The sequence below is a fragment of the Flavobacterium sp. IMCC34518 genome (assembly GCF_027111095.2).
GTDB classification, from domain to species: domain Bacteria; phylum Bacteroidota; class Bacteroidia; order Flavobacteriales; family Flavobacteriaceae; genus Flavobacterium; species Flavobacterium praedii.
This window is the reverse complement of record NZ_CP114284.2, coordinates 3,514,432-3,533,253: the sequence shown is the minus strand read 5'-3', so window position 1 is coordinate 3,533,253 and position 18,822 is coordinate 3,514,432. Positions and strand designations below refer to the sequence as shown.

Genomic DNA, 18,822 nt, shown 5'->3' with positions numbered 1-18,822 from the left:
AAATGAACATCAACGAATTATTAGGAGAAATACAAAAAACAGATGAATCGGATAAAATATCCTACTCTGCTGGAGTAATTATGGGTCAAAGCCTTAAGGATATTGGATTTGACGAAATACAATATGAGGATTATGTGGAAGGAATGAAATCGGTATTCAATGATTCTGAACCAAAAATATCTAAGAAACGAGCAATCGAGATTTTTCAAAATTATGTTGTTTTGTTACAGGAAGATTTAAAAGACAAAAATGCAGAACTTGGTCAGGCTTTCTTAGCAAAAAATGCCAAAAAATCAGGAATCATATCGCTTCCAAATGGCATGCAATATGAGATTATAAAAGATGGAGACGGAGAAATTCCAACCAAAAACAGCATTGTGAAGGTAATCTACGAAGGCTCTTTGATAGACAGAACCCTATTTGATTCTACTCAAGATACTGGAGCAGTAGAACTGGAAGTGTCCAAAACCATTCTAGGATGGCAAGATGCTTTGCAGATGATGCCCGTAGGTTCCCGCTGGAAACTTTTTATACCGCATCATTTGGCTTATGGCGAATTTGGAGCGCAACCAATGGTACAACCCAATTCGACAATAATTTACCTGATTGAATTGTTGGAAATTGTGAACTAATTGCATTTAGAAATACGCATTACATGAAATATTTAACCGAATATAGAAATCCGGAACTCGTCAAACATTATTTGTCAGAGATACAACGAATAATCACCAAACCATGGAATATCATGGAGATTTGCGGTGGTCAAACGCATTCGTTGGTAAAAAATGGGTTGATTGATTTGCTTCCAAAAGAAGTTAGAATGATTCATGGTCCCGGATGTCCGGTTTGTGTGACCCCAATTTCATTAATAGACAAAGCTATTGAATTGCTAAAACAAGGCGTTATAGTATGTTCTTTCGGCGACATGATTAGAGTTCCTGGTTCTACAAAAAGTCTGTTGCAAGCCAAAGCTGATGGAGGTGATTTGCGAATATTGTATTCTCCACTAGAAGCTGTAAATATTGCGATCGAAAACCCAGACAAAGAAGTCGTTTTCTTCGCCGTAGGATTTGAAACTACTGCCCCAAGTAATGCGTTATCGGTAATTCATGCTCAAAAACTAAACTTGAACAACTATTCCATTTTGGTTTCCCACGTATTGGTTCCCCCAGCAATGGAGGCCATTTTATCGGATAAATTTTGCAATATCGATGCTTTCTTGACTGCGGGTCATGTATGCACTATCATGGGATTGGAAGAATATTACCCGATTGCCGAGAAGTATAAAATTCCGCTTATAGTAACTGGTTTTGAACCGGTAGATTTGGTTCAAGGCATTTATCACGCCGTTCTTCAATTGGAAAACGGAACCCATTTTGTAGAAAATCAATACAAAAGAATGGTCAAAGAAGAAGGGAATTTGAGAGCAAAAGCAGTAATTGCAGACGTTTTTGAAATTGGAGATCAAGAATGGCGCGGAATTGGCAAAATAGCAAATAGTGGTTTTGTCATGACCGAAAAATACAAACAATATGATGCCAATAGGAAATTTTCTATTGAAGTAATTCACTGTGAAAAATCCAAAAACTGCATTGCAGGAGAGGTATTAAAGGGAATGAAAAAACCACACGAATGTCCTGAATTCAACAAAACCTGCAAGCCATCCAATCCGCTTGGAGCACCAATGGTTTCGTCTGAAGGTGCTTGTGCAGCTTATTATCATTATACAATTTAAAAATTATGTTAGGCATTTATATCACTGTTTACGCTGGATTGGAGCACGCTTTCGAGGCTGATCACTTGTTGGCGGTGAATAGTTTGGTTTCTAACAGAAATAAAATTAATGATGCCGTAAAAGATGGCGTTTATTGGGGGATTGGTCACACGCTCACCATTTTTGTGGTAGGTGTATTGATGATTGGTTTTAAATTTAGTGTCAACGAACAAATTTTTAGTTACTTGGAAGCTTGCGTAGGAATAATGCTAGTCTTTTTAGGAATATTCAGATTAACTAAATCTTTCAAAAAAGGATTACACAATCATACTTATACGCATAGTCATTCTAATTTAAAACCCCATTCCCATACTTATTCTCACTCCCATTTTTATGTAGTTACAAATCACAACCATTCTCATAATCTTAAAGATCACAAAGCGGCTTTTGGAGTTGGATTGGTTCACGGATTGGCCGGAAGTGGCGCTTTGGTAGTATTGGTACTTACACAAATGAAAACTGCAACGGAAGGATTAATGTATATATTAATTTTTGGAATTGGTTCTATATTAGGAATGTTTATCGCTTCAGGGTTATTCAGTATATCCTTCAGCAAATCGATTTTAAAATCTCAAAAACTTCAAATTCTCCTCGTTGTTATATCATCACTACTTTGTATATTTTATGGAAGCCATGTTGTTTATACCAATTTATTTCTTCTTCTATAAGTCAAAGAATGCCGCCCTTTTTCTAGAATAGCAATTTGTAACGAATAAAAAATACTGCTAAAACAAAAACAGCAATGGATACAGTATCACATATCGTTTTGGGTGCCGCCGTAGGTGAAACAATTTTAGGTCGAAAAATAGGTCGAAAAGCGATGCTATATGGAGCCATAATTGGAAACATTCCTGATATTGATGTACTTGGAATATTTTTTCTTAGTGATTCCAAACAATTATTATTCCATCGTGGCATTACCCATTCTTTGTTCTTTGCGGTATTAATTACTGCTTTGTTTGGTTGGTTCTGCAGGAAGCGGATAAAAAACAACTGGATGCTCTGGACTTGGATGTTCTTCGCAGCAATGCTATCCCATCTTTTAATAGATTCATTTACCTGTTACGGCATGGGATTTTTTGAACCCTTCAGCCAACATAGAATATCCTTCAATACTATTTTTGTAGTCGATCCTTTTTATACCTTACCGCTTTTAGTTTGTATGCTATTGGCTTTTAGAGCAAAGAACAAAACTCCTCTACGAAAAAAATGGACTATTACAGGATTATGGATTAGTTCGACCTATTTAGCTTTTACCATCCTAAGTCATGTGTACGTACAACACGTAATGAAACAATCCCTTGAAGAACAAAAATTGGCATTCGATCATTTTACGGTAACTCCAACCCCGCTCAATAGTTTTTTGTGGATGGGATATTCTCATGATAAAAATGGTGCATGGATGGGCTATTACTCCATTTTTGATCACTTTAAAAAAATTACTTACCACAGACAGCAACGCAATGATTCGCTACTTATTCCTTTTCAAAATAAAGAATTAGTTAAAAATCTAAAAGTACTTTCTAAAGGAAACTATTGCATTTCAAAAGAAGATTCCATTGTCTATTTCAACGATATCCGATTTGGTCAAGTGAGCGGATGGAATACCATAGCTGATGAAGCCTATGCTTTTAAATTCAACCTCAACAAAAACGCCGATAATAAAAGAGCTTTGAATAGACTAAAATATAAAGAATCAACAAGCGATTGGTTTGTCTCATTAGTCAACCGAATTAAAGGAAAATAACAATAAAACTAATGCAAGAACAAGAACCATATAGACCCATTTATCATGAAAACAGTAACTTTCAAGAAAAGATAACTCTTGTTCATAGCGGAGACGATTATTTTTTGCGCGCTAAAGACCTCATTTCAAAAGCCTTAATAGAAATTCATCTGCAAATGTATATTTTTGAAATTGATGATACGGGCATAGAAATCATCAATGCTCTAAAAGAAGCGGCATTACGAAATGTGAAAATTTTTATGCTTCTGGACGGATATGGGTCTTATTCTTTTCCAAATTCAATTATCAAAGAACTTTTGCGTTTGGGAATAAACATTCGTTTCTTTTCCCCTTTTTTATCTGGAAACAACATATATATCGGTCGGCGGCTGCATCATAAAATAATTGTTTTTGATGGCACTGTTGCGCTTGTTGGCGGAATCAACATTTCGAACCATTATAAAGGAAAAGCTATGAAAACTCCCTGGCTGGATTATGCCATTCAGATTGAAAGTTATGAAACTGCAAAGCAACTCGAACAATTGTGCCAAAACATTTATTTTAAACAAAAAAGGACTCAACGAATAAAATTTCTTTCGGTTCCCTACTTTGATAATGGAACAACAGTTAGAATACTTCAAAATGATTGGCTAAAAAGAAACAATGAAATTGCGAAGGCTTATGTAAAATCAATTCAAAAAGCGCAAAAAGAGATCCTAATTGTCGGATGTTATTTTCTCCCTGGCCGCCGTCTTACAAAAGTTTTAAAAAAAGCAGCGAGGCGAGGTGTCAAAATAAAACTCATACTGTCCGGAATATCAGATATTCCTATGATGAAACGAGCAACCTGTCATTTGTATTGCTCTTTTCTTCGTAACAATATTGAACTGTATGAATGGAATGTCTCCGTTTTGCATGGCAAAGTAGCATTGGTAGATACAAAATGGGCCACAATAGGTTCTTTCAATTTGAATCATTTGAGCTCCTATGGAAGTATAGAGACCAATGTGGAAATAGAATCGAAATTATTTGCCAAAACTCTGGAATCTGATTTGAAGAATGTAATTTCGAAATGTGAAAAAATCACTCCAGAAACTATTAGACAAAAAAGCAATACCTTTATTCGAATGGCCAACTGGTTTTCGTATCAATTTGTGAGAACAACTTTAAAAATCATGACCTATTTACCTTATAATAGGTTTATGAACAAATTCAGGGAAGAAAATTGAAAACTAAATAAAGCTTTCTATTATGAACTGGCATTTACTTCAACTTTCAGAAATCGAACAATTATTGAATTCTTCCCCAAAAGGAATGGATAGCATTACAGCTTCGGAACTTCTATTGGAAAACGGAAAAAATCAAATAGCGGACCATAAAAAGAAAACACCATTGCGAATGTTTTTACAACAATTCACAGACTTTATGATTCTTGTTCTAATTGCTGCTGCCTTAATTTCGGGTGTTTTAGGAGATTTGGTCGATACTCTTATTATTTTGGCTATCATTTTGATTAATGCTATAGTGGGTTTTATTCAAGAATATCGTGCAGAAAAAGCGATGGAGGCATTAAAAAATATGGTAGCAAGTACTGCTCGAGTTTTACGGGAAGGAAAAACAATAGACCTCGATGCATGCGATTTAGTTCTAGGAGATGTTGTCGTACTCGAAGCCGGAAATATTATCCCTGCAGACATTCGTTTTATAGAAACCCATCAAATTAAAGTAGATGAATCAACATTAACGGGAGAGTCACATAATACCGAAAAAATAGCCAAAACACTTCCTGAAGGCACTTATGGTTTGGGAGATCGCACCAATATGGGATTTAAAGGAACGAATATTACCAACGGACGCGGATTGGCTTATGTTGTGGCAACTGGCATGAATACCGAATTAGGGCATATTGCCAAAATGATTCAACAAGACGAAACAGCAACACCGCTCCAAAAAAGACTGATTGCTTTTGGAAAAAGATTATCAATTGTCATACTCCTTATTTGTGCACTTATTTTTACAATAGGTTGGTTGCGTGGAGAAGCTATTCTTGCCATGTTACTAACATCAATATCACTTTCAGTTGCTGCTATTCCTGAGGCTTTGCCCGCACTAGTGACAATTGCTCTGGCATTTGGAGCCAAACGATTGGTAAAAAACAATGCGCTGATTCGAAAACTCCCTGCTGTAGAAACACTAGGCTCAGTTACCTACATTTGTTCTGATAAAACGGGTACATTAACACGGAACAAAATGACTGTTCAAGAAACGGATGAAATTCAAAACACAAATGATTATTTATCTTTCTTTCAAGAGAATGCTTTACTGAAAGCAATGGCACTGAACAACGATATTTCGATAACTAAAGACAAAAAGTGGCTGGGTGATTCTACCGAAATTGCCTTAGTTCAATATGCATTTGACAATAATATAAATAAATATACAGTTGAAAAAATATTCCCAAGAGTAGCCGAATTACCTTTTGATTCAAACCGAAAATGCATGACCACATTACATCAAACAGAAAAAGGAATACTCGTTATTACCAAAGGGGCTGTTGATGAATTGTTTAAAAAACTGGATAAAAATCAAAAAATAGTAATCCCGGAAATTGAATTCAGAGTAAATAAAATGTCCGAAAAAGGATATCGAGTGTTGGGATATGCAATAAAACTTTTGCCTTCATTACCCGAAAAATTAAGCATTGAATCCGTTGAATCCTCACTAACCTTAATTGGTTTTGCCGGAATGATTGATCCTCCAAGAGAAGAGGCCAAACAAGCAGTTGCAGAATGCAAACAAGCAGGAATTATTCCGGTAATGATTACTGGAGACCATCAGCTCACTGCAAAAGCAATTGCAATACAATTAGGAATCATTGCTTCCGAAGAGGATTTGGTATTAAGCGGAACAGAACTTTCGGCACTAACACAACCTCAATTCGAAGTAATTGTAGAAAAAGTACGCGTATATGCACGTGTAAACCCAGAACAAAAATTAAAAATTGTTAAAGCATTACAGGATAAAAATCAATTTGTAGCCATGACGGGTGATGGCGTGAATGATGCGCCAGCCCTAAAAAATGCCGATATTGGAATAGCAATGGGCATAAACGGAACCGAAGTTTCCAAGGAAGCTGCCCATATGATATTGCTTGATGATAATTTTGCAACTATTGTAAAAGCAGTCAAACATGGACGAAGAATTTTTGACAACATTCTGAAATTTATAAAATACACCATGACCTCAAATTCTGGAGAAATATGGGCCATATTTCTAGCGCCTTTTTTTGGATTACCTATTCCATTGCTTGCCATTCACATTCTATGGATAAATTTAGTAACCGACGGATTACCGGGATTGGCACTTGTATCAGAACCATCAGAATCTAATATTATGTCACGGCCTCCAAGAAGTACAAAAGAAAACATTTTTGCAGGAGGAATGGCATTGCATATTTTATGGGTTGGATTCTTAATGGGAGTCGTTACATTAGCCATGCAAGCATGGTCAATGCACTATAGCCAAAATCATTGGCAAACAATGACATTCACAGTATTATGTCTCAGTCAAATGGGACATGTTTTGGCCATTCGATCTGAACAAGAGTCTATTTTTAAAATTGGTTTACTATCGAATAAGCCAATGTTGGGAGCCTTACTTTTGACTGTTATATTGCAAATGATGATTATTTACACTCCTCTTTTCAATAGCCTTTTCAAGACACAACCGCTAACTATTATGGAGTTAGTCATTACTTTTGCTGCTTCCAGTGTGGTTTTTTGCGCTGTAGAAATTGAAAAATCATTCAAAAGAATGCAAAAATAATAGCACGTTTCATCCGTATTTCGCTGTTTTTAATTCATTAACAAAATACATTTTCATCATCCCTTTATTTTTGACCGCTACTTCTCCCCTATATTCACAATCAAAGGCATTATTGATGTATTTATAGGTGTTTTCGGAAATATTGATTTTTCCGGGAATAGAATTGGTTTCCATTCGAGAGGCAATATTTACGGTATCGCCCCAAATATCATAGGCAAATTTCTTAGTGCCTACAACTCCAGCTACGACGGGACCTGTATTGATTCCGATCCGAATTTTAAAACGTGTTTGATGGTTTGGATTCTCGGTTAATGACTCATTTACAAATTTTAAAATTTCCTTTGCAGCAAGTACAATTTTATAGGCATGATCTTCAGTTTGAAAAGGCAATCCACCAGCACACATATACGAATCACCTGAAGTTTTTATTTTTTCCAAATCATATTTCTCAATAATAGCATCAAATTTGGAGAAATAATAATCAATACTTTCGACTAATTTTTCGGGAGCCAAATTTTCTGCATACAATGTAAATCCTTCAAAATCTGTAAACAATACAGTAACCGACTCGAATCGTTTTGCGGCTACTTTTCCATTAGTTTTCAACTCAAGAGCGGTTTCTTCTGGAAGTATATTCAATAACAAATCATCGGATCGTTTTTTCTCGGCTTCAATTATGATATTGGTTTTTTGTATAAATCGGTACCTTCGGAATAAACCCAAAGCAATAAAAAACACCAGAACTAGTGAAATAATAGAAGCTATAGTTATAATTCTTTGGTTTCTTTTTTGGATTTGCATCAAATCCACTTCGGCTTGTTTTTTTGAAACTTCAAAATTCGTTCTTAAATCGGCCGTTTTTTCAATCGTTTCCAGATTGTTTATGCTATCCCGATACACAATATATTTTTTATAATAAATATACGATTCTGGGATATTTCCCAATTTTTGATAGAGTTCCGAAAGCAACAAACTAGACTTCCGTACTTGATCTTTTAACCCTTGTTTTTGGGCAATTTCTAAACTTCTTTTGGCATACGTTAGAGCTGTATTCCAATCATTCCGACTGAAATAAATATCTGCCATTGAAGAAAGGTAATCCGAAATCCCATAATAATCCTCCAGTTTTTCGAGCATAGTAATGGCTTCGGTAATATTTTTTATAGCCAAATCATCTTTACCTTGTTTGGCATAAACCATACCAGTATTCCCTAAAGTATAAGCAATACCAATTTTATATTTTTCTTTCTTAAATATAGTTCCAGCTTCGTTAAAATAATTTAAAGCCAAATTAAATTTTAAATTCTTCGAATACTCATCACCAGCATTTAATAAGGCTAACGCTAAGGAATTACTATCTGTTGTTTTTCTTAATATTCGAATGGATTTTTCATAATATTGTTCTGCATTTTTAGAATTACCCAAATTTGAATAAACGTCTGCAATACAAGTATAAGACATCCCTTCTCCCGTTACAAAATTTGCTTTTATTGCGGCATCTATACTTTTAAAATAGGAATCCAAAGCTTTATTAAAATCACCTGAAATATTGTTTTTATTTCCTTTTTGACTGTATCCTCTATACAGGTACAAATAATTTTTTTCTTTTTTGGATAACGCAATGAGCTCCTCAGCATATTGCAATGATAATTGGAGATTATTGGTTTCGTTGAAAGCTAAATTCCGCAACAATTCCATTTTATCCAATTTAGAAAGCGTATTTTTTTTATAAATTTCTGCAAGACTATCCGCTACTTTTTGGTCTTGAGCAAAAACATAAAATTGCTGAAAAAAAAACAGCACAAATACTACTCTCTTTATATTAAAAATTTCAACAAGTTGTTTTTTAGTCATAAATTCCCAGTAATTTTTGGATCAATACGAAATTTTTGTCTAAACTCCCTTTTTTCATATACACTGCAAAACATTGTATAAGTATCTTCCTTGTTGATTAATTGCAAATTTTCTTCAATTCTTGCTTTAACATAACTTTTAGGCCCTCTAGTCCCTTTTATTATAGCATTCGGAAAAAATTTAGGCGCATTAGGATCTACAATTAGTGGTTCGCTCACAATTTTGTCAATAGCTATGGAGTAGTTTTCATCTGTAGACTTACCTATCCACTTTACATTTTTATGAAGATAAACCTTTGATATAAAATCATCTATACTTTTTTTCGCTGATTTTCCTTTATTATTGTCATATAAAATACAAAAATCATTTACATGTTGCTGATCGGGTTGTTGTGGTGGAATAATCGTTTTCAAATAGTTATGAAGTCCTTTTGCGTCAGCTACTTCCAATGTAATTTTAATTTTACCTCCATTAGACAATTTGATTTTCAAAAATCCTTTTTCTGTCAAATACATTTTTACTTTTCGTTCCATTTTATAATTATAAAAAGTTAAAATTCAAAATTTGATTATCGATAGGTTTTATAAAAAAATGGTAAAATTTTAGGGGTAAAATATTGTTTCTCAAGTATTCGAAATCAACTTAGGATCAATAAGATACTTTTTGGCACTATTGTTATAATGAATACTAAACTCAATTTTATAAATATTCAAAGTTTTGGCCATATCCAATTGATCTTTAATAGTGGCCACCACTTTGCTATGGCAACCTCCGCTGCCCAAAATAGTTGTATCATCTTCTAAGAAACATTTGTCGTTGGGATCATTCAGATCAAAGTCATACACAATTCTGTCAATAGCGATAGAATAATCAGCATCTGATGACGTGCCAATCCATTCTACATTTCGCCCTAAGTACACATTCGACAAAAAATCTTGTACTTTTCCATTTTCAGAAAAACCATCATTATCATCAGACAAAATAGTTTTGGTATCTATTTCCTCTTGTGATGGATTCGACATTTGATAGAGACTGCTGGCATCAACAGTCAAAACTATCTGCACATTTTTACTCATAAGTTATAGATTTTAAAATTAATTAATTCAAAAAAATATAGGTTAAAATAAAATGTGGGACAACGTAATAAAAAACTGATTTACAGTACTATATAATCATATTTTATCAAATTTACATTTTTTTAAATCAAAAATTAACATTTAGGATAAAAATATCTAGTTTACAAGGCTTTAAAAAAAAATAAACAAAAAAGAGCAATTTAAAAGAAGTAATTTCCTTAAATTTACAACAATAACTAACTGTATCATAACAACATAAGCACTGACAGTTAGCTTTTTCGTTCTTTATAAAATGATAAAATTGGTTTTGCACTTGCAATAAATCAACATCAGAACCATTATTCAGGCCTTAGTATAAGTCAAGATTGCTATTAAAGAAGATCACCTTTTATGATAATTACCAATTAATTTTTACGCCTATGAAATTCAACCAAGAACCAATCGATTGGAAAGAAATATTCGAATTAAAGAACATTATTCTCAATTTTGTAGGAGTAGCAATGATTACGTTGGCTTTGAAAGGATTTATGATACCCAACAAATTTTTGGATGGTGGTGTTATTGGCGCATCGATCCTTATTCATGAAATATCGCATATTCCATTTAGTCTTTTAGTTTTGGTATTTAATATTCCTTTTTTATTTATAGGAAAAATGGTTTTGGGAAAAACTTTTGCGTTACAAAGCTTATTGACATTCCTCTTGATTGCAGTAAGCATGACATTTATAGAAATCCAACCGGTAACGTCAGATAAACTTCTGATTGCATTATTTGGAGGATGTTTGATCGGAATGGGAATGGGATTTGTCATTCGGAGTGGTGCAGCCGCTGATGGTATTGAGATTTTGGCGCTATTGACTACCAAAAAAATTGGTCTTAGTGTCTCCGAAGTAATCTTTGGAATAAACACTACATTATTTCTATGTGCCGCATGGTTCTTTGGCATTAGTACCGCTTTATATTCAATAGTTACCTATTTTTCGGCCATAAAATCCTTGGATTACATAGCTCACGGAATAGAACAATACACCTCTCTACATATTATTTCGTCTAAAAGTGACGCTATAAAATCTCTGATTGTGCAGCATTTTGGAAAAGGAATTACGGTTATAAAAGGAGAAAGAGGATATTTACCACACGCATTTCATGAAAAAACCGATTGTGATATCATAATAACCGTAGTAACGCGATTAGAATTACTCCGAATAAAAGAAGAAGTAAGCCAACTCGATCCGCACGCCTTTATGTACATTCAATATATCAAAGAAGCGAGAGGCGGAATTTTGAGAAACAGAGCCAAACACTAGAATATGAAAAACTGGGAATCATTATGTCATACCGTTATGGATTCATTAAAGGAGAACTTGGCACCTCATTTGACCTATCACGATTGGAAACATACCGAACACGTCATACGCATGTCCGAATATATAGCGCGCAAAGAAAACGTATCCGAAAATGATATTTTACTTATTAAAACAGCCGCATTATTTCATGATGCTGGTTTTATCACTACAATATCTGAGGGACACGAGGAAGAAAGCATTCGATTGGCTCAAGAAAAACTCCCACAGTATGGATATACAAACCTTGAAATTGAATGCATTGCTGGAATGATAAGAGCAACATCCATTCCTCAAAAACCCAATACAAAACTAGAATGCATCATAGCCGACGCCGATTTAGAATATTTAGGCACCGATAGTTTTGAACGAATAGGGAATAATCTCTATCAGGAATTGAAATACAGCAATCCGAATCTTACCTTAGCAGAGTGGAATGAAATACAAATTAAGTTTCTACAATCCCATTTCTACCACACCCCTTTTTGTTTGGAACATCGAACTCCAATTAAAGAGAAAAATATTGAAAAACTTATCCAACAAAAAGAACGTTACTTATAACTCTTGTGAATCGATTATAGAACATCACAAAAAAAAAGTACACCAATAGTTCTCAAAATTCAAACAAAAAACACTTCATTATATGATTTCATTGACCAAATTACTCCACCTTTTAAAAGAAATAGAAAACAACATCCCCAATCAAAACAGCACCAATTTACTGGTTTCAAAATCAACGGTGGGTTGGCATATCGAACATACTTTATTGACCTTAAATTTAGTTGTAAGCGCCATAGAAAAATCGGATCCTGGTTTGTACAAACATAAATTTAGTATTATTCGAATGCTCATTATGACTACAAAAAAAATCCCCAGAGGAAAAGCCAAAGCCCCAAAAATGGTTCAACCAACATCCGATTTTGATATCGTTACTCTAAAAAATCACCTAGAAAAAGCAAAAATCAACATCCGCAAATTAGACACTTTCGACACCAATAAATATTTTGAACATCCCTATTTTGGACCTTTAAAATTAAAACCAACCATTCGTTTTTTAGAAATTCATACCCATCATCATCTCAAAATTATAAACGATATAGTCACAAAACCAAAAAAGTAGATTAAAAAATATTAGGCACAAAAACAGCATTTGGGCGAGCCACCATACAGTCAAAGGGCCAACTTAGCAAACCGCTCATTCGGCCCTTTGCCAGTCTGCTGTCAGGCTGTATGCGCTACTTCGGTAGCTTGCGCCCATCCTTCTCGCGCAAGCTCATCACCTTAAGAGGAAAACTACAAATAAAACAGTAAATTCAACAGATTTAACCTATTTTTCAATCACTTTTCTGCAAAAAATTTAAAAAATCTTCCTGAACATAAAAAATAGATTCTCAATGTAATAATATTGTCTCTTTCGTTAAATTACAAGAACTAATGTCACCATTTTTAAAAAACAGAAAAAACACAACCCTTAAAACGCATTACTATTCATAAAAAAAAACCAAAACTTAATAAAAATTTACCTACCTTTATAATTCAACTATACGCCATACTGAATTATACGCCTTATGAACTGGAAAGCACAACTCATCAAACATCGTGGTGTGAGCAGAATCGCCATATATTTCGAAAAAAATCAAGAATGGATTTATCGAATAAAACTGCTAGAAGATTCCCGATGGAGCCAAACACTGGGCGTCTGGCATTTGCCTGACACCTTCGAAAACCGAATGTTATTTCAAATTGTAACATCTCCCGTACAATTACCATCAAAAGAAGGAATAGAACAAATCGAAAAATTCAAACATTGGTTATTGTCCCGTCGCTATAGCGAAAGCACGATAAAAACCTACAGTGAATCCTTGAAATCCTTCCTAACATTTTACAACGACAAACCGGTTGCGGAAATATCAAACGATGATTTAATACGGTATAATAATGAATACATATTAAACAACAAATTATCCGAATCCTTTCAAAACCAAATTATTAATGCCTTAAAATTGTTTTTTTCGTCAATAAGAGAAACAAAAATGGAAATTGATAAAATGCATCGACCAAAACGAGCCAAATTATTACCCAATGTTTTGAGCAAGGAAGAAGTAAAAATGATATTAAATGCCCATAGTAACCTAAAACATAAAACGATGTTGAGTTTAATCTATGCATGCGGATTGCGCAGAAGCGAGCTTTTGCATTTAAAACCTTCGGATATCGATTCAAAAAGAGGCATTGTAATTATTCGCCAAAGCAAAGGAAAAAAAGATAGAATAGCCCCTTTATCCGACAAGATTTTAGTCATGCTTCGAAATTATTATTTGGCATTTAGACCAAAAACGTGGTTATTTGAAGGTCATATAGTTGGAGAAATATATTCGGAAAAAAGTCTACAAAGTGTTTTAAAAAAAGCGTTAAAAAAAGTAGGCATAACCAAGCCCGTCAGTTTGCATTGGTTGCGACACAGTTTTGCGACCCATTTACTCGAAAGCGGAACCGATTTGCGATATATCCAAGAGCTTTTGGGTCATAACAGCAGTAAAACAACAGAAATTTACACGCACGTAAGTACCAAAAATATTCAACAAATAAAGAGTCCATTTGATGATTTATAAGAAATATTTTCTATTTTAGCAAAATCAAAGGGATGCCATTTACCAGACCTATCCACCCATTTTTGGGTAGATTGGCCTGACGATGTAAGACCTATATACTAGTTAGCAGCCATAGCTCCTTGGAATAGAGGAATTTACGTTATAAAAAACAATAAAACAGAAACTAATCTTGCGTTTAAACTGCTGACAAACTAAACGCAATTGAAACGGATTTTTGAAATCGAGTTTCTGAATGGATTTTGAAAATCGAGTTTCTTGTGGCTTAACTTTGTAGATTTTTTTCGTCGATTTTATATCGTATTTCAACAACTTATGCTGTAGCCGAAGATTTAGCCCTTTTCTTGTGTTTAGAGAACGGATTTTGAAAATGTCAATTCATTCGCAATTGGAATGGATTATTATAATCGATAATTGGGAGTTCTCATATTGCGTGTCACTACGCCTGCTAACACACGCTACAAGCAATTTGGGTATTTGGCTCAATTTGAAGTTGGTTTTGTATCAGAAAGATTTGGCTAATCCGAAAATAGGGCTTAATTTAGTCCCAAACTGCTTTTAGCGCGGGAACGTTACCAGTAACCCTATGACAACATTATATTACAAAAGACATTTTAACGAAAGTCGGATTGAAAAATTCGAAACTTGGGGAACTTGTGACTATTATCTTGAATCAAATCAGAAAGGAGAAATACTTCGACAAATTGAAGTTTATGAAAATGGAAAAATATTAAAATATAGTGAAGAATTAATAGAAGATGAGTTTGGATTTCTTGCAGACCAAAAAATCGACCTTTTAGAATTTGAAAAATTCATTATAAACAAAAAAGACTTTGAATATCAATGGGAAAAGTGATCAATTATATTGTAGGTGATGCTACAAATCCGAAAATAATCGGTAATAAAATCATTGTCCATATTTGTAATGACATTGGAGGTTGGGGAAAAGGATTTGTAATGGCAATTTCTAAACGTTGGGCAGAACCTGAGAAAAAATATAGGGAGTGGTTTAAATCACAAGACAACTTCTTACTTGGACAAATACAGTTTGTAAGAGTTGAAGAGGATATTTGGATTGCAAATTTAATTGGACAGCATAGAATAAATATAGATGAAAATGGTAATGCTCCAATTCGTTACGATGCGATAAAAATTGGACTTGAAAAAGTTGCCCAATTTGCAAAAGAAAATAATACATCTGTCCACATGCCAAGAATTGGTTGCGGACTTGCAGGTGGAACTTGGGATAAAATAGAACCGCTAATACAGGAATCTTTACTGAACAATGAAATCGAAACTTATGTTTATGACATTAAGTGAGTAAAAGGGCTACTGGTAACAGCCACTACAACGGATTTGGGCATTGGGCTTAATGGAAATATGGTTTTGTATTTGGATGATTTGGCAAATCCGAAAAATGATCTTAATTTAATCCCAAACCCGCTGTAGTGCCAGAACGTTAGGCAACATTATAACAAAATCAGGAAACATAAGAAATGAAGAAAACAATAAAATTATTATTAATTACTTTACTTGTTATATTTTGCTCTTGTGAATCCTATACAGCTTCGTCCATAATTAATTCTTCTGAAAGGAATCTTTATCTAAAAATACAATACGATAAAGATACTATTGAAAAATATTTGGGAATAAAAATACAAAACGATGAAGACACAATTAAAAAATTCTTAGGAGGAACAGACCCTTTTAATGCATTATTCGTCGAAGAAAATTCACAGAAAGATATGTTCATAAAAGTAGACTCTTTGAATTGCTTAATAGATGTTAAAATTACACCGAAAGATACTTTTGAAATCTGTGTAAATCGTGGTTCAGAACCAATATTTGAATACATTAAAAATATTAAGATTTTTGGCAAAGACACCATTTTACTGCAAAACAGAGAAGAAATGCAAAAAGTTTTTCAAAAAGAAAGAACAGGAAAATTTGAACTTATAATTAAATAACGTTGCCTAACAGCTACTACAACGGATTTGGGTAATTGGCTTAATGGAGAGTTGGTTTTGTATTTGGGATGATTTGGCAAATCCGAAGAATGGGCTTAATTTAGTCCCAAACCCGCTGTAGTACCAGAACGTTAGCAGATATAATCCCAAAACACAACGAAAATGATACCTGAAACATATATTCTATTTTGTGAAAACCCATTTGAACTAAATAAAGTCGATGAAGATTATGCGGATGAATTTGAAAGTGCTAAAAAAAATGGATTTAATACTTTGCTTTTCAACTTTGACGAATTAACAAGCGAAACAAATTTTAAAAATGCGACAAAAAAAATAAAACCAAACGAAAATGAATGCAAAGTAATTTATCGTGGTTGGATGTTAACACCAAGACAGTATTCAAATTTGCATAAAGATTTGCTTTCCAAAAATTATAAGTTAATAAATACAGAAACTGAATATCAAAATTGTCATTATTTACCTGATAGTTTAGAATTTATTGAAAATAAAACACCGAAAACCGTTTTTGAGAAGTTAGAAAATTCAGAAAGTATTGAAAAACTTATCATTAAAACCAAAATATTTGGAACGAAAGCATTAATATTAAAAGATTATGTAAAATCTGAAAAACACGATTGGGAAACCGCTTGTTTCGTTCCTGACGCATCAAATATTGAAAAACTAAAAAAGTCAATTGAGAATTTAATACAACTTCGTGGAAAATATTTAAACGAAGGAATTGTTGCTAGAGAGTTTATTGAACTAAAAGATTTAATTATTCATTCGAAAAGCGGAATGCCACTAACAGAAGAATATAGATTGTTTTTTTGCAACAATCAACTTATTGGAATTTATGATTATTGGGAAGAAGGCGAATATGATTTATCGAAACCTGAAACTAAAGAATTTGAAGAAATAGCTAAAAACATAAAAAGTAACTTTTTTAGTATGGATATTGCAAGAGAAAGAAATGGAAACTTAGTAATTATAGAACTTGGAGATGGACAAGTTGCAGGATTACCCGATAAAACAGATAGAAATGAATTTTACAAACAACTAAAAATTACATCTGCTAACACACGCTACAAGCAATTTGGGGATTAGGCTTAATGGGAAGTTGGTTTTGTACTTGGGATGATTTGGCAAATCCGAAAATAGGGCTTAATTTAGTCCCAAACTGCTTGTAGCGCGGGAACGTTGTAGGGCATAACTTTGAAAATCAGAACTTAAGAAACAAACTTCCAATACTAAATACAAATATTCACAATTACAAAAATGGATTTAGAAAAATTTTTCTCATCTGAATTGATTCTTGAAAACGAATCAATTTTATTGCGCCCACTATCTTTTGATGATATCGACAAAATAGAATCTATAAGCTATAATAAAGAATTAGGCGAATTTGGAGCTAAAGTAAAAAACAGAGATGATTTAATGAATTATTTTAAATTCTGCCTAAATTCAAAAAAGGAAAAAGAACTTTACCCTCTAATAATTATTAGGAAAGAAGATAATACTCCAATAGGATTGACAATGTTTGGAAATTTTAGTTTTCAAAATAAGAGATTAGAAATTGGATGGACTTGGATTGGTGAAAAGTTTCAGGGAACAGGTATAAATGCAATTTGCAAAGCACTTCTCTTAGATTATTGCTTTAACACTCTAAATTTAAGAAGAGTAGAATTTAAGATTGATGTAAAAAACCTAAAATCACAAAAGGCAATAGAAAAAATTGGAGCCATTAAAGAGGGATTTTTAAGAAATTACAACATTCAATCTTACGGAGATAGTGAAGGAACGTATGTTTATAGTGTTTTAAAAGAAGAATGGAAAAATTGATTGTTGCAAAACGTAAATAAGAAAGAACTCGTGAAGCAGAAAATACTCAAGCCAATCATTGTCTAAAAAGAAGCAATAGAAACGGAAATGGTTTGCGCATATTGTTACGCCCTACAACACACGCTACAAGCAATTTGGGTATTTGGCTTAATTTAAATATGGTTTTGTATTTGGATGATTTGGCAAATCCGAAGAATAGGCTTAATTTAGTCCCAAACTGCTTTTAGCGCGGGAACGTTAGCAAACAGCTCAACCAAAAATCCGCAGAAAACTAAAAAACGGAAAACTAGCAGTTGAAAGTGTTACTAAAAGATAAAATAATAGAAATGGAATACATACCAACAGAAGAGCAACTCCAAAAATGGGGAAAGCCTATAATTGACAGTTTAAACGGATTTACTAGAGAGGACTTAGAACCGCTATTTGAAAAATATGTTTTACCTTTTTATTATGTTGCCTGCACTTTTCCAAAAGATATGAATGTGCACTCTAAATGGAAAATAGTAAATAGAGAAACAGGTGAAGAATATGATAGAAAAGAGGCTTTTAAGAGATTGAAAATGGAAGGACTTATGTAAAGTAGTTTATTTTATTCCCATCAAAATCTTCTCCATAAATTTCACTTTCTCTCACAATAAGTTGGTCTTCATCATAATCAGTAGTCCCATAATATTCAGCATACCAAGAAACTGTGTTAGTCCTATTATTATCGTACCTAGATAAAAGTTTAATTTGCTTATTATTTGATTTAAGCCACACTATAGATGCGTTTTCAAAAAGTGAAACCTTATTAGATTTTTTAGCCATAT

Annotated in this window: 20 protein-coding genes; 16 read left to right on the top strand and 4 right to left on the bottom strand. The window is 33.4% G+C overall.

Annotation, left to right across the window (positions count from 1 at the left end; genetic code table 11):
* Nucleotides 1-2: 2 nt before the first annotated feature.
* From OZP06_RS15210 to OZP06_RS15185, 6 genes are all read left to right on the top strand, one after another.
* Nucleotides 3-632, top strand: a complete 630-nt coding sequence (locus OZP06_RS15210) for an FKBP-type peptidyl-prolyl cis-trans isomerase (RefSeq protein WP_269222613.1) — start codon at nt 3-5, stop codon at nt 630-632.
* Between the two features lie 23 nt (nt 633-655).
* On the top strand, nt 656-1,735 hold the full coding sequence (gene hypD, locus OZP06_RS15205; RefSeq protein ID WP_269222612.1) for a hydrogenase formation protein HypD: 1,080 nt from the start codon (nt 656-658) through the stop codon (nt 1,733-1,735).
* Between the two features lie 5 nt (nt 1,736-1,740).
* Nucleotides 1,741-2,442 (top strand): sulfite exporter TauE/SafE family protein, encoded by a 702-nt coding sequence (locus OZP06_RS15200; protein ID WP_269222611.1) that lies wholly within the window; start codon nt 1,741-1,743, stop codon nt 2,440-2,442.
* 74 nt (nt 2,443-2,516) lie between these two features.
* The gene (locus tag OZP06_RS15195; protein ID WP_269222610.1) at nt 2,517-3,521 is read left to right on the top strand and encodes a metal-dependent hydrolase; all 1,005 of its coding nucleotides are present in this window, start codon (nt 2,517-2,519) and stop codon (nt 3,519-3,521) included.
* Nucleotides 3,522-3,532: 11 nt separating this feature from the next.
* Entirely contained in the window at nt 3,533-4,729 is a 1,197-nt protein-coding gene (locus tag OZP06_RS15190) for a phospholipase D-like domain-containing protein (RefSeq protein WP_281323931.1), read from the top strand.
* A gap of 22 nt (nt 4,730-4,751) precedes the next feature.
* Nucleotides 4,752-7,325 (top strand): cation-translocating P-type ATPase, encoded by a 2,574-nt coding sequence (locus OZP06_RS15185; protein ID WP_269222607.1) that lies wholly within the window; start codon nt 4,752-4,754, stop codon nt 7,323-7,325.
* Nucleotides 7,326-7,334: 9 nt separating this feature from the next.
* Here the strand turns inward: OZP06_RS15185 and OZP06_RS15180 are convergent, their stop codons facing one another.
* The 3 genes from OZP06_RS15180 to OZP06_RS15170 all read right to left on the bottom strand — a co-directional run bounded on the left by OZP06_RS15180 (nt 7,335) and on the right by OZP06_RS15170 (nt 10,255).
* Nucleotides 7,335-9,179, bottom strand: a complete 1,845-nt coding sequence (locus tag OZP06_RS15180) for an adenylate/guanylate cyclase domain-containing protein (RefSeq protein ID WP_281323930.1) — start codon at nt 9,177-9,179, stop codon at nt 7,335-7,337.
* Nucleotides 9,176-9,712, bottom strand: a complete 537-nt coding sequence (locus OZP06_RS15175; protein ID WP_269222605.1) for a hypothetical protein — start codon at nt 9,710-9,712, stop codon at nt 9,176-9,178. The genes OZP06_RS15180 and OZP06_RS15175 overlap by 4 nt, the downstream gene beginning before the upstream one ends.
* Nucleotides 9,713-9,802: 90 nt before the next feature.
* Nucleotides 9,803-10,255, bottom strand: coding sequence for a hypothetical protein (locus OZP06_RS15170; protein WP_269222604.1), 453 nt, complete (start codon nt 10,253-10,255; stop codon nt 9,803-9,805).
* 419 nt (nt 10,256-10,674) lie between these two features.
* Here OZP06_RS15170 and OZP06_RS15165 point away from each other — a divergent pair, with 419 nt between their 5' ends.
* The 10 genes from OZP06_RS15165 to OZP06_RS15120 all read left to right on the top strand — a co-directional run bounded on the left by OZP06_RS15165 (nt 10,675) and on the right by OZP06_RS15120 (nt 18,591).
* A complete protein-coding gene (locus OZP06_RS15165) occupies nt 10,675-11,562 on the top strand; it encodes a YitT family protein (RefSeq protein ID WP_269222603.1) in 888 nt (295 codons plus the stop codon).
* Nucleotides 11,563-11,565: 3 nt separating this feature from the next.
* Nucleotides 11,566-12,159, top strand: coding sequence for an HD domain-containing protein (locus tag OZP06_RS15160; RefSeq protein ID WP_269222602.1), 594 nt, complete (start codon nt 11,566-11,568; stop codon nt 12,157-12,159).
* 82 nt (nt 12,160-12,241) lie between these two features.
* On the top strand, nt 12,242-12,718 hold the full coding sequence (locus tag OZP06_RS15155; protein WP_269222601.1) for a DUF1569 domain-containing protein: 477 nt from the start codon (nt 12,242-12,244) through the stop codon (nt 12,716-12,718).
* A 448-nt stretch (nt 12,719-13,166) separates the two neighbouring features.
* Nucleotides 13,167-14,210 (top strand): site-specific integrase, encoded by a 1,044-nt coding sequence (locus OZP06_RS15150; protein ID WP_269222600.1) that lies wholly within the window; start codon nt 13,167-13,169, stop codon nt 14,208-14,210.
* A 583-nt stretch (nt 14,211-14,793) separates the two neighbouring features.
* A complete protein-coding gene (locus OZP06_RS15145; RefSeq protein WP_269222599.1) occupies nt 14,794-15,063 on the top strand; it encodes a hypothetical protein in 270 nt (89 codons plus the stop codon).
* Entirely contained in the window at nt 15,060-15,527 is a 468-nt protein-coding gene (locus OZP06_RS15140) for a macro domain-containing protein (protein ID WP_269224624.1), read from the top strand. Before OZP06_RS15145 ends, OZP06_RS15140 begins: the two co-directional genes overlap by 4 nt.
* 176 nt (nt 15,528-15,703) lie before the next feature.
* Entirely contained in the window at nt 15,704-16,174 is a 471-nt protein-coding gene (locus OZP06_RS15135) for a hypothetical protein (RefSeq protein ID WP_269222598.1), read from the top strand.
* Nucleotides 16,175-16,336: 162 nt separating this feature from the next.
* Nucleotides 16,337-17,278 (top strand): ATP-grasp domain-containing protein, encoded by a 942-nt coding sequence (locus OZP06_RS15130; RefSeq protein ID WP_281323929.1) that lies wholly within the window; start codon nt 16,337-16,339, stop codon nt 17,276-17,278.
* A gap of 171 nt (nt 17,279-17,449) precedes the next feature.
* On the top strand, nt 17,450-18,013 hold the full coding sequence (locus OZP06_RS15125; protein WP_269222595.1) for a GNAT family protein: 564 nt from the start codon (nt 17,450-17,452) through the stop codon (nt 18,011-18,013).
* Nucleotides 18,014-18,339: 326 nt separating this feature from the next.
* Nucleotides 18,340-18,591 (top strand): hypothetical protein, encoded by a 252-nt coding sequence (locus OZP06_RS15120; protein WP_269222594.1) that lies wholly within the window; start codon nt 18,340-18,342, stop codon nt 18,589-18,591.
* Here OZP06_RS15120 and OZP06_RS15115 read toward each other — a convergent pair.
* A complete protein-coding gene (locus OZP06_RS15115) occupies nt 18,584-18,820 on the bottom strand; it encodes a hypothetical protein (RefSeq protein ID WP_269222593.1) in 237 nt (78 codons plus the stop codon). The two genes, OZP06_RS15120 and OZP06_RS15115, sit on opposite strands and share 8 nt — an antisense overlap.
* Between the last annotated feature and the right edge of the window lie 2 nt (nt 18,821-18,822).

Bases quoted from the DNA above. Each gene is read 5' to 3' on its own strand.
- OZP06_RS15200 (WP_269222611.1), top strand. From the start codon at position 1,741: ATGTTAGGCATTTATATCACTGTTTACGCTGGATTGGAGCACGCTTTC.
- OZP06_RS15150 (WP_269222600.1), top strand. From the start codon at position 13,167: ATGAACTGGAAAGCACAACTCATCAAACATCGTGGTGTGAGCAGAATC.
- OZP06_RS15165 (WP_269222603.1), top strand. From the start codon at position 10,675: ATGAAATTCAACCAAGAACCAATCGATTGGAAAGAAATATTCGAATTA.
- OZP06_RS15180 (WP_281323930.1), bottom strand. From the start codon at position 9,179: ATGACTAAAAAACAACTTGTTGAAATTTTTAATATAAAGAGAGTAGTA.
- OZP06_RS15130 (WP_281323929.1), top strand. From the start codon at position 16,337: ATGATACCTGAAACATATATTCTATTTTGTGAAAACCCATTTGAACTA.
- OZP06_RS15135 (WP_269222598.1), top strand. From the start codon at position 15,704: ATGAAGAAAACAATAAAATTATTATTAATTACTTTACTTGTTATATTT.
- OZP06_RS15210 (WP_269222613.1), top strand. From the start codon at position 3: ATGAACATCAACGAATTATTAGGAGAAATACAAAAAACAGATGAATCG.
- OZP06_RS15120 (WP_269222594.1), top strand. From the start codon at position 18,340: ATGGAATACATACCAACAGAAGAGCAACTCCAAAAATGGGGAAAGCCT.
- OZP06_RS15115 (WP_269222593.1), bottom strand. From the start codon at position 18,820: ATGGCTAAAAAATCTAATAAGGTTTCACTTTTTGAAAACGCATCTATA.
- OZP06_RS15185 (WP_269222607.1), top strand. From the start codon at position 4,752: ATGAACTGGCATTTACTTCAACTTTCAGAAATCGAACAATTATTGAAT.
- OZP06_RS15125 (WP_269222595.1), top strand. From the start codon at position 17,450: ATGGATTTAGAAAAATTTTTCTCATCTGAATTGATTCTTGAAAACGAA.
- OZP06_RS15155 (WP_269222601.1), top strand. From the start codon at position 12,242: ATGATTTCATTGACCAAATTACTCCACCTTTTAAAAGAAATAGAAAAC.
- OZP06_RS15160 (WP_269222602.1), top strand. From the start codon at position 11,566: ATGAAAAACTGGGAATCATTATGTCATACCGTTATGGATTCATTAAAG.
- OZP06_RS15170 (WP_269222604.1), bottom strand. From the start codon at position 10,255: ATGAGTAAAAATGTGCAGATAGTTTTGACTGTTGATGCCAGCAGTCTC.
- OZP06_RS15190 (WP_281323931.1), top strand. From the start codon at position 3,533: ATGCAAGAACAAGAACCATATAGACCCATTTATCATGAAAACAGTAAC.
- OZP06_RS15145 (WP_269222599.1), top strand. From the start codon at position 14,794: ATGACAACATTATATTACAAAAGACATTTTAACGAAAGTCGGATTGAA.
- OZP06_RS15175 (WP_269222605.1), bottom strand. From the start codon at position 9,712: ATGGAACGAAAAGTAAAAATGTATTTGACAGAAAAAGGATTTTTGAAA.
- OZP06_RS15195 (WP_269222610.1), top strand. From the start codon at position 2,517: ATGGATACAGTATCACATATCGTTTTGGGTGCCGCCGTAGGTGAAACA.
- hypD (WP_269222612.1), top strand. From the start codon at position 656: ATGAAATATTTAACCGAATATAGAAATCCGGAACTCGTCAAACATTAT.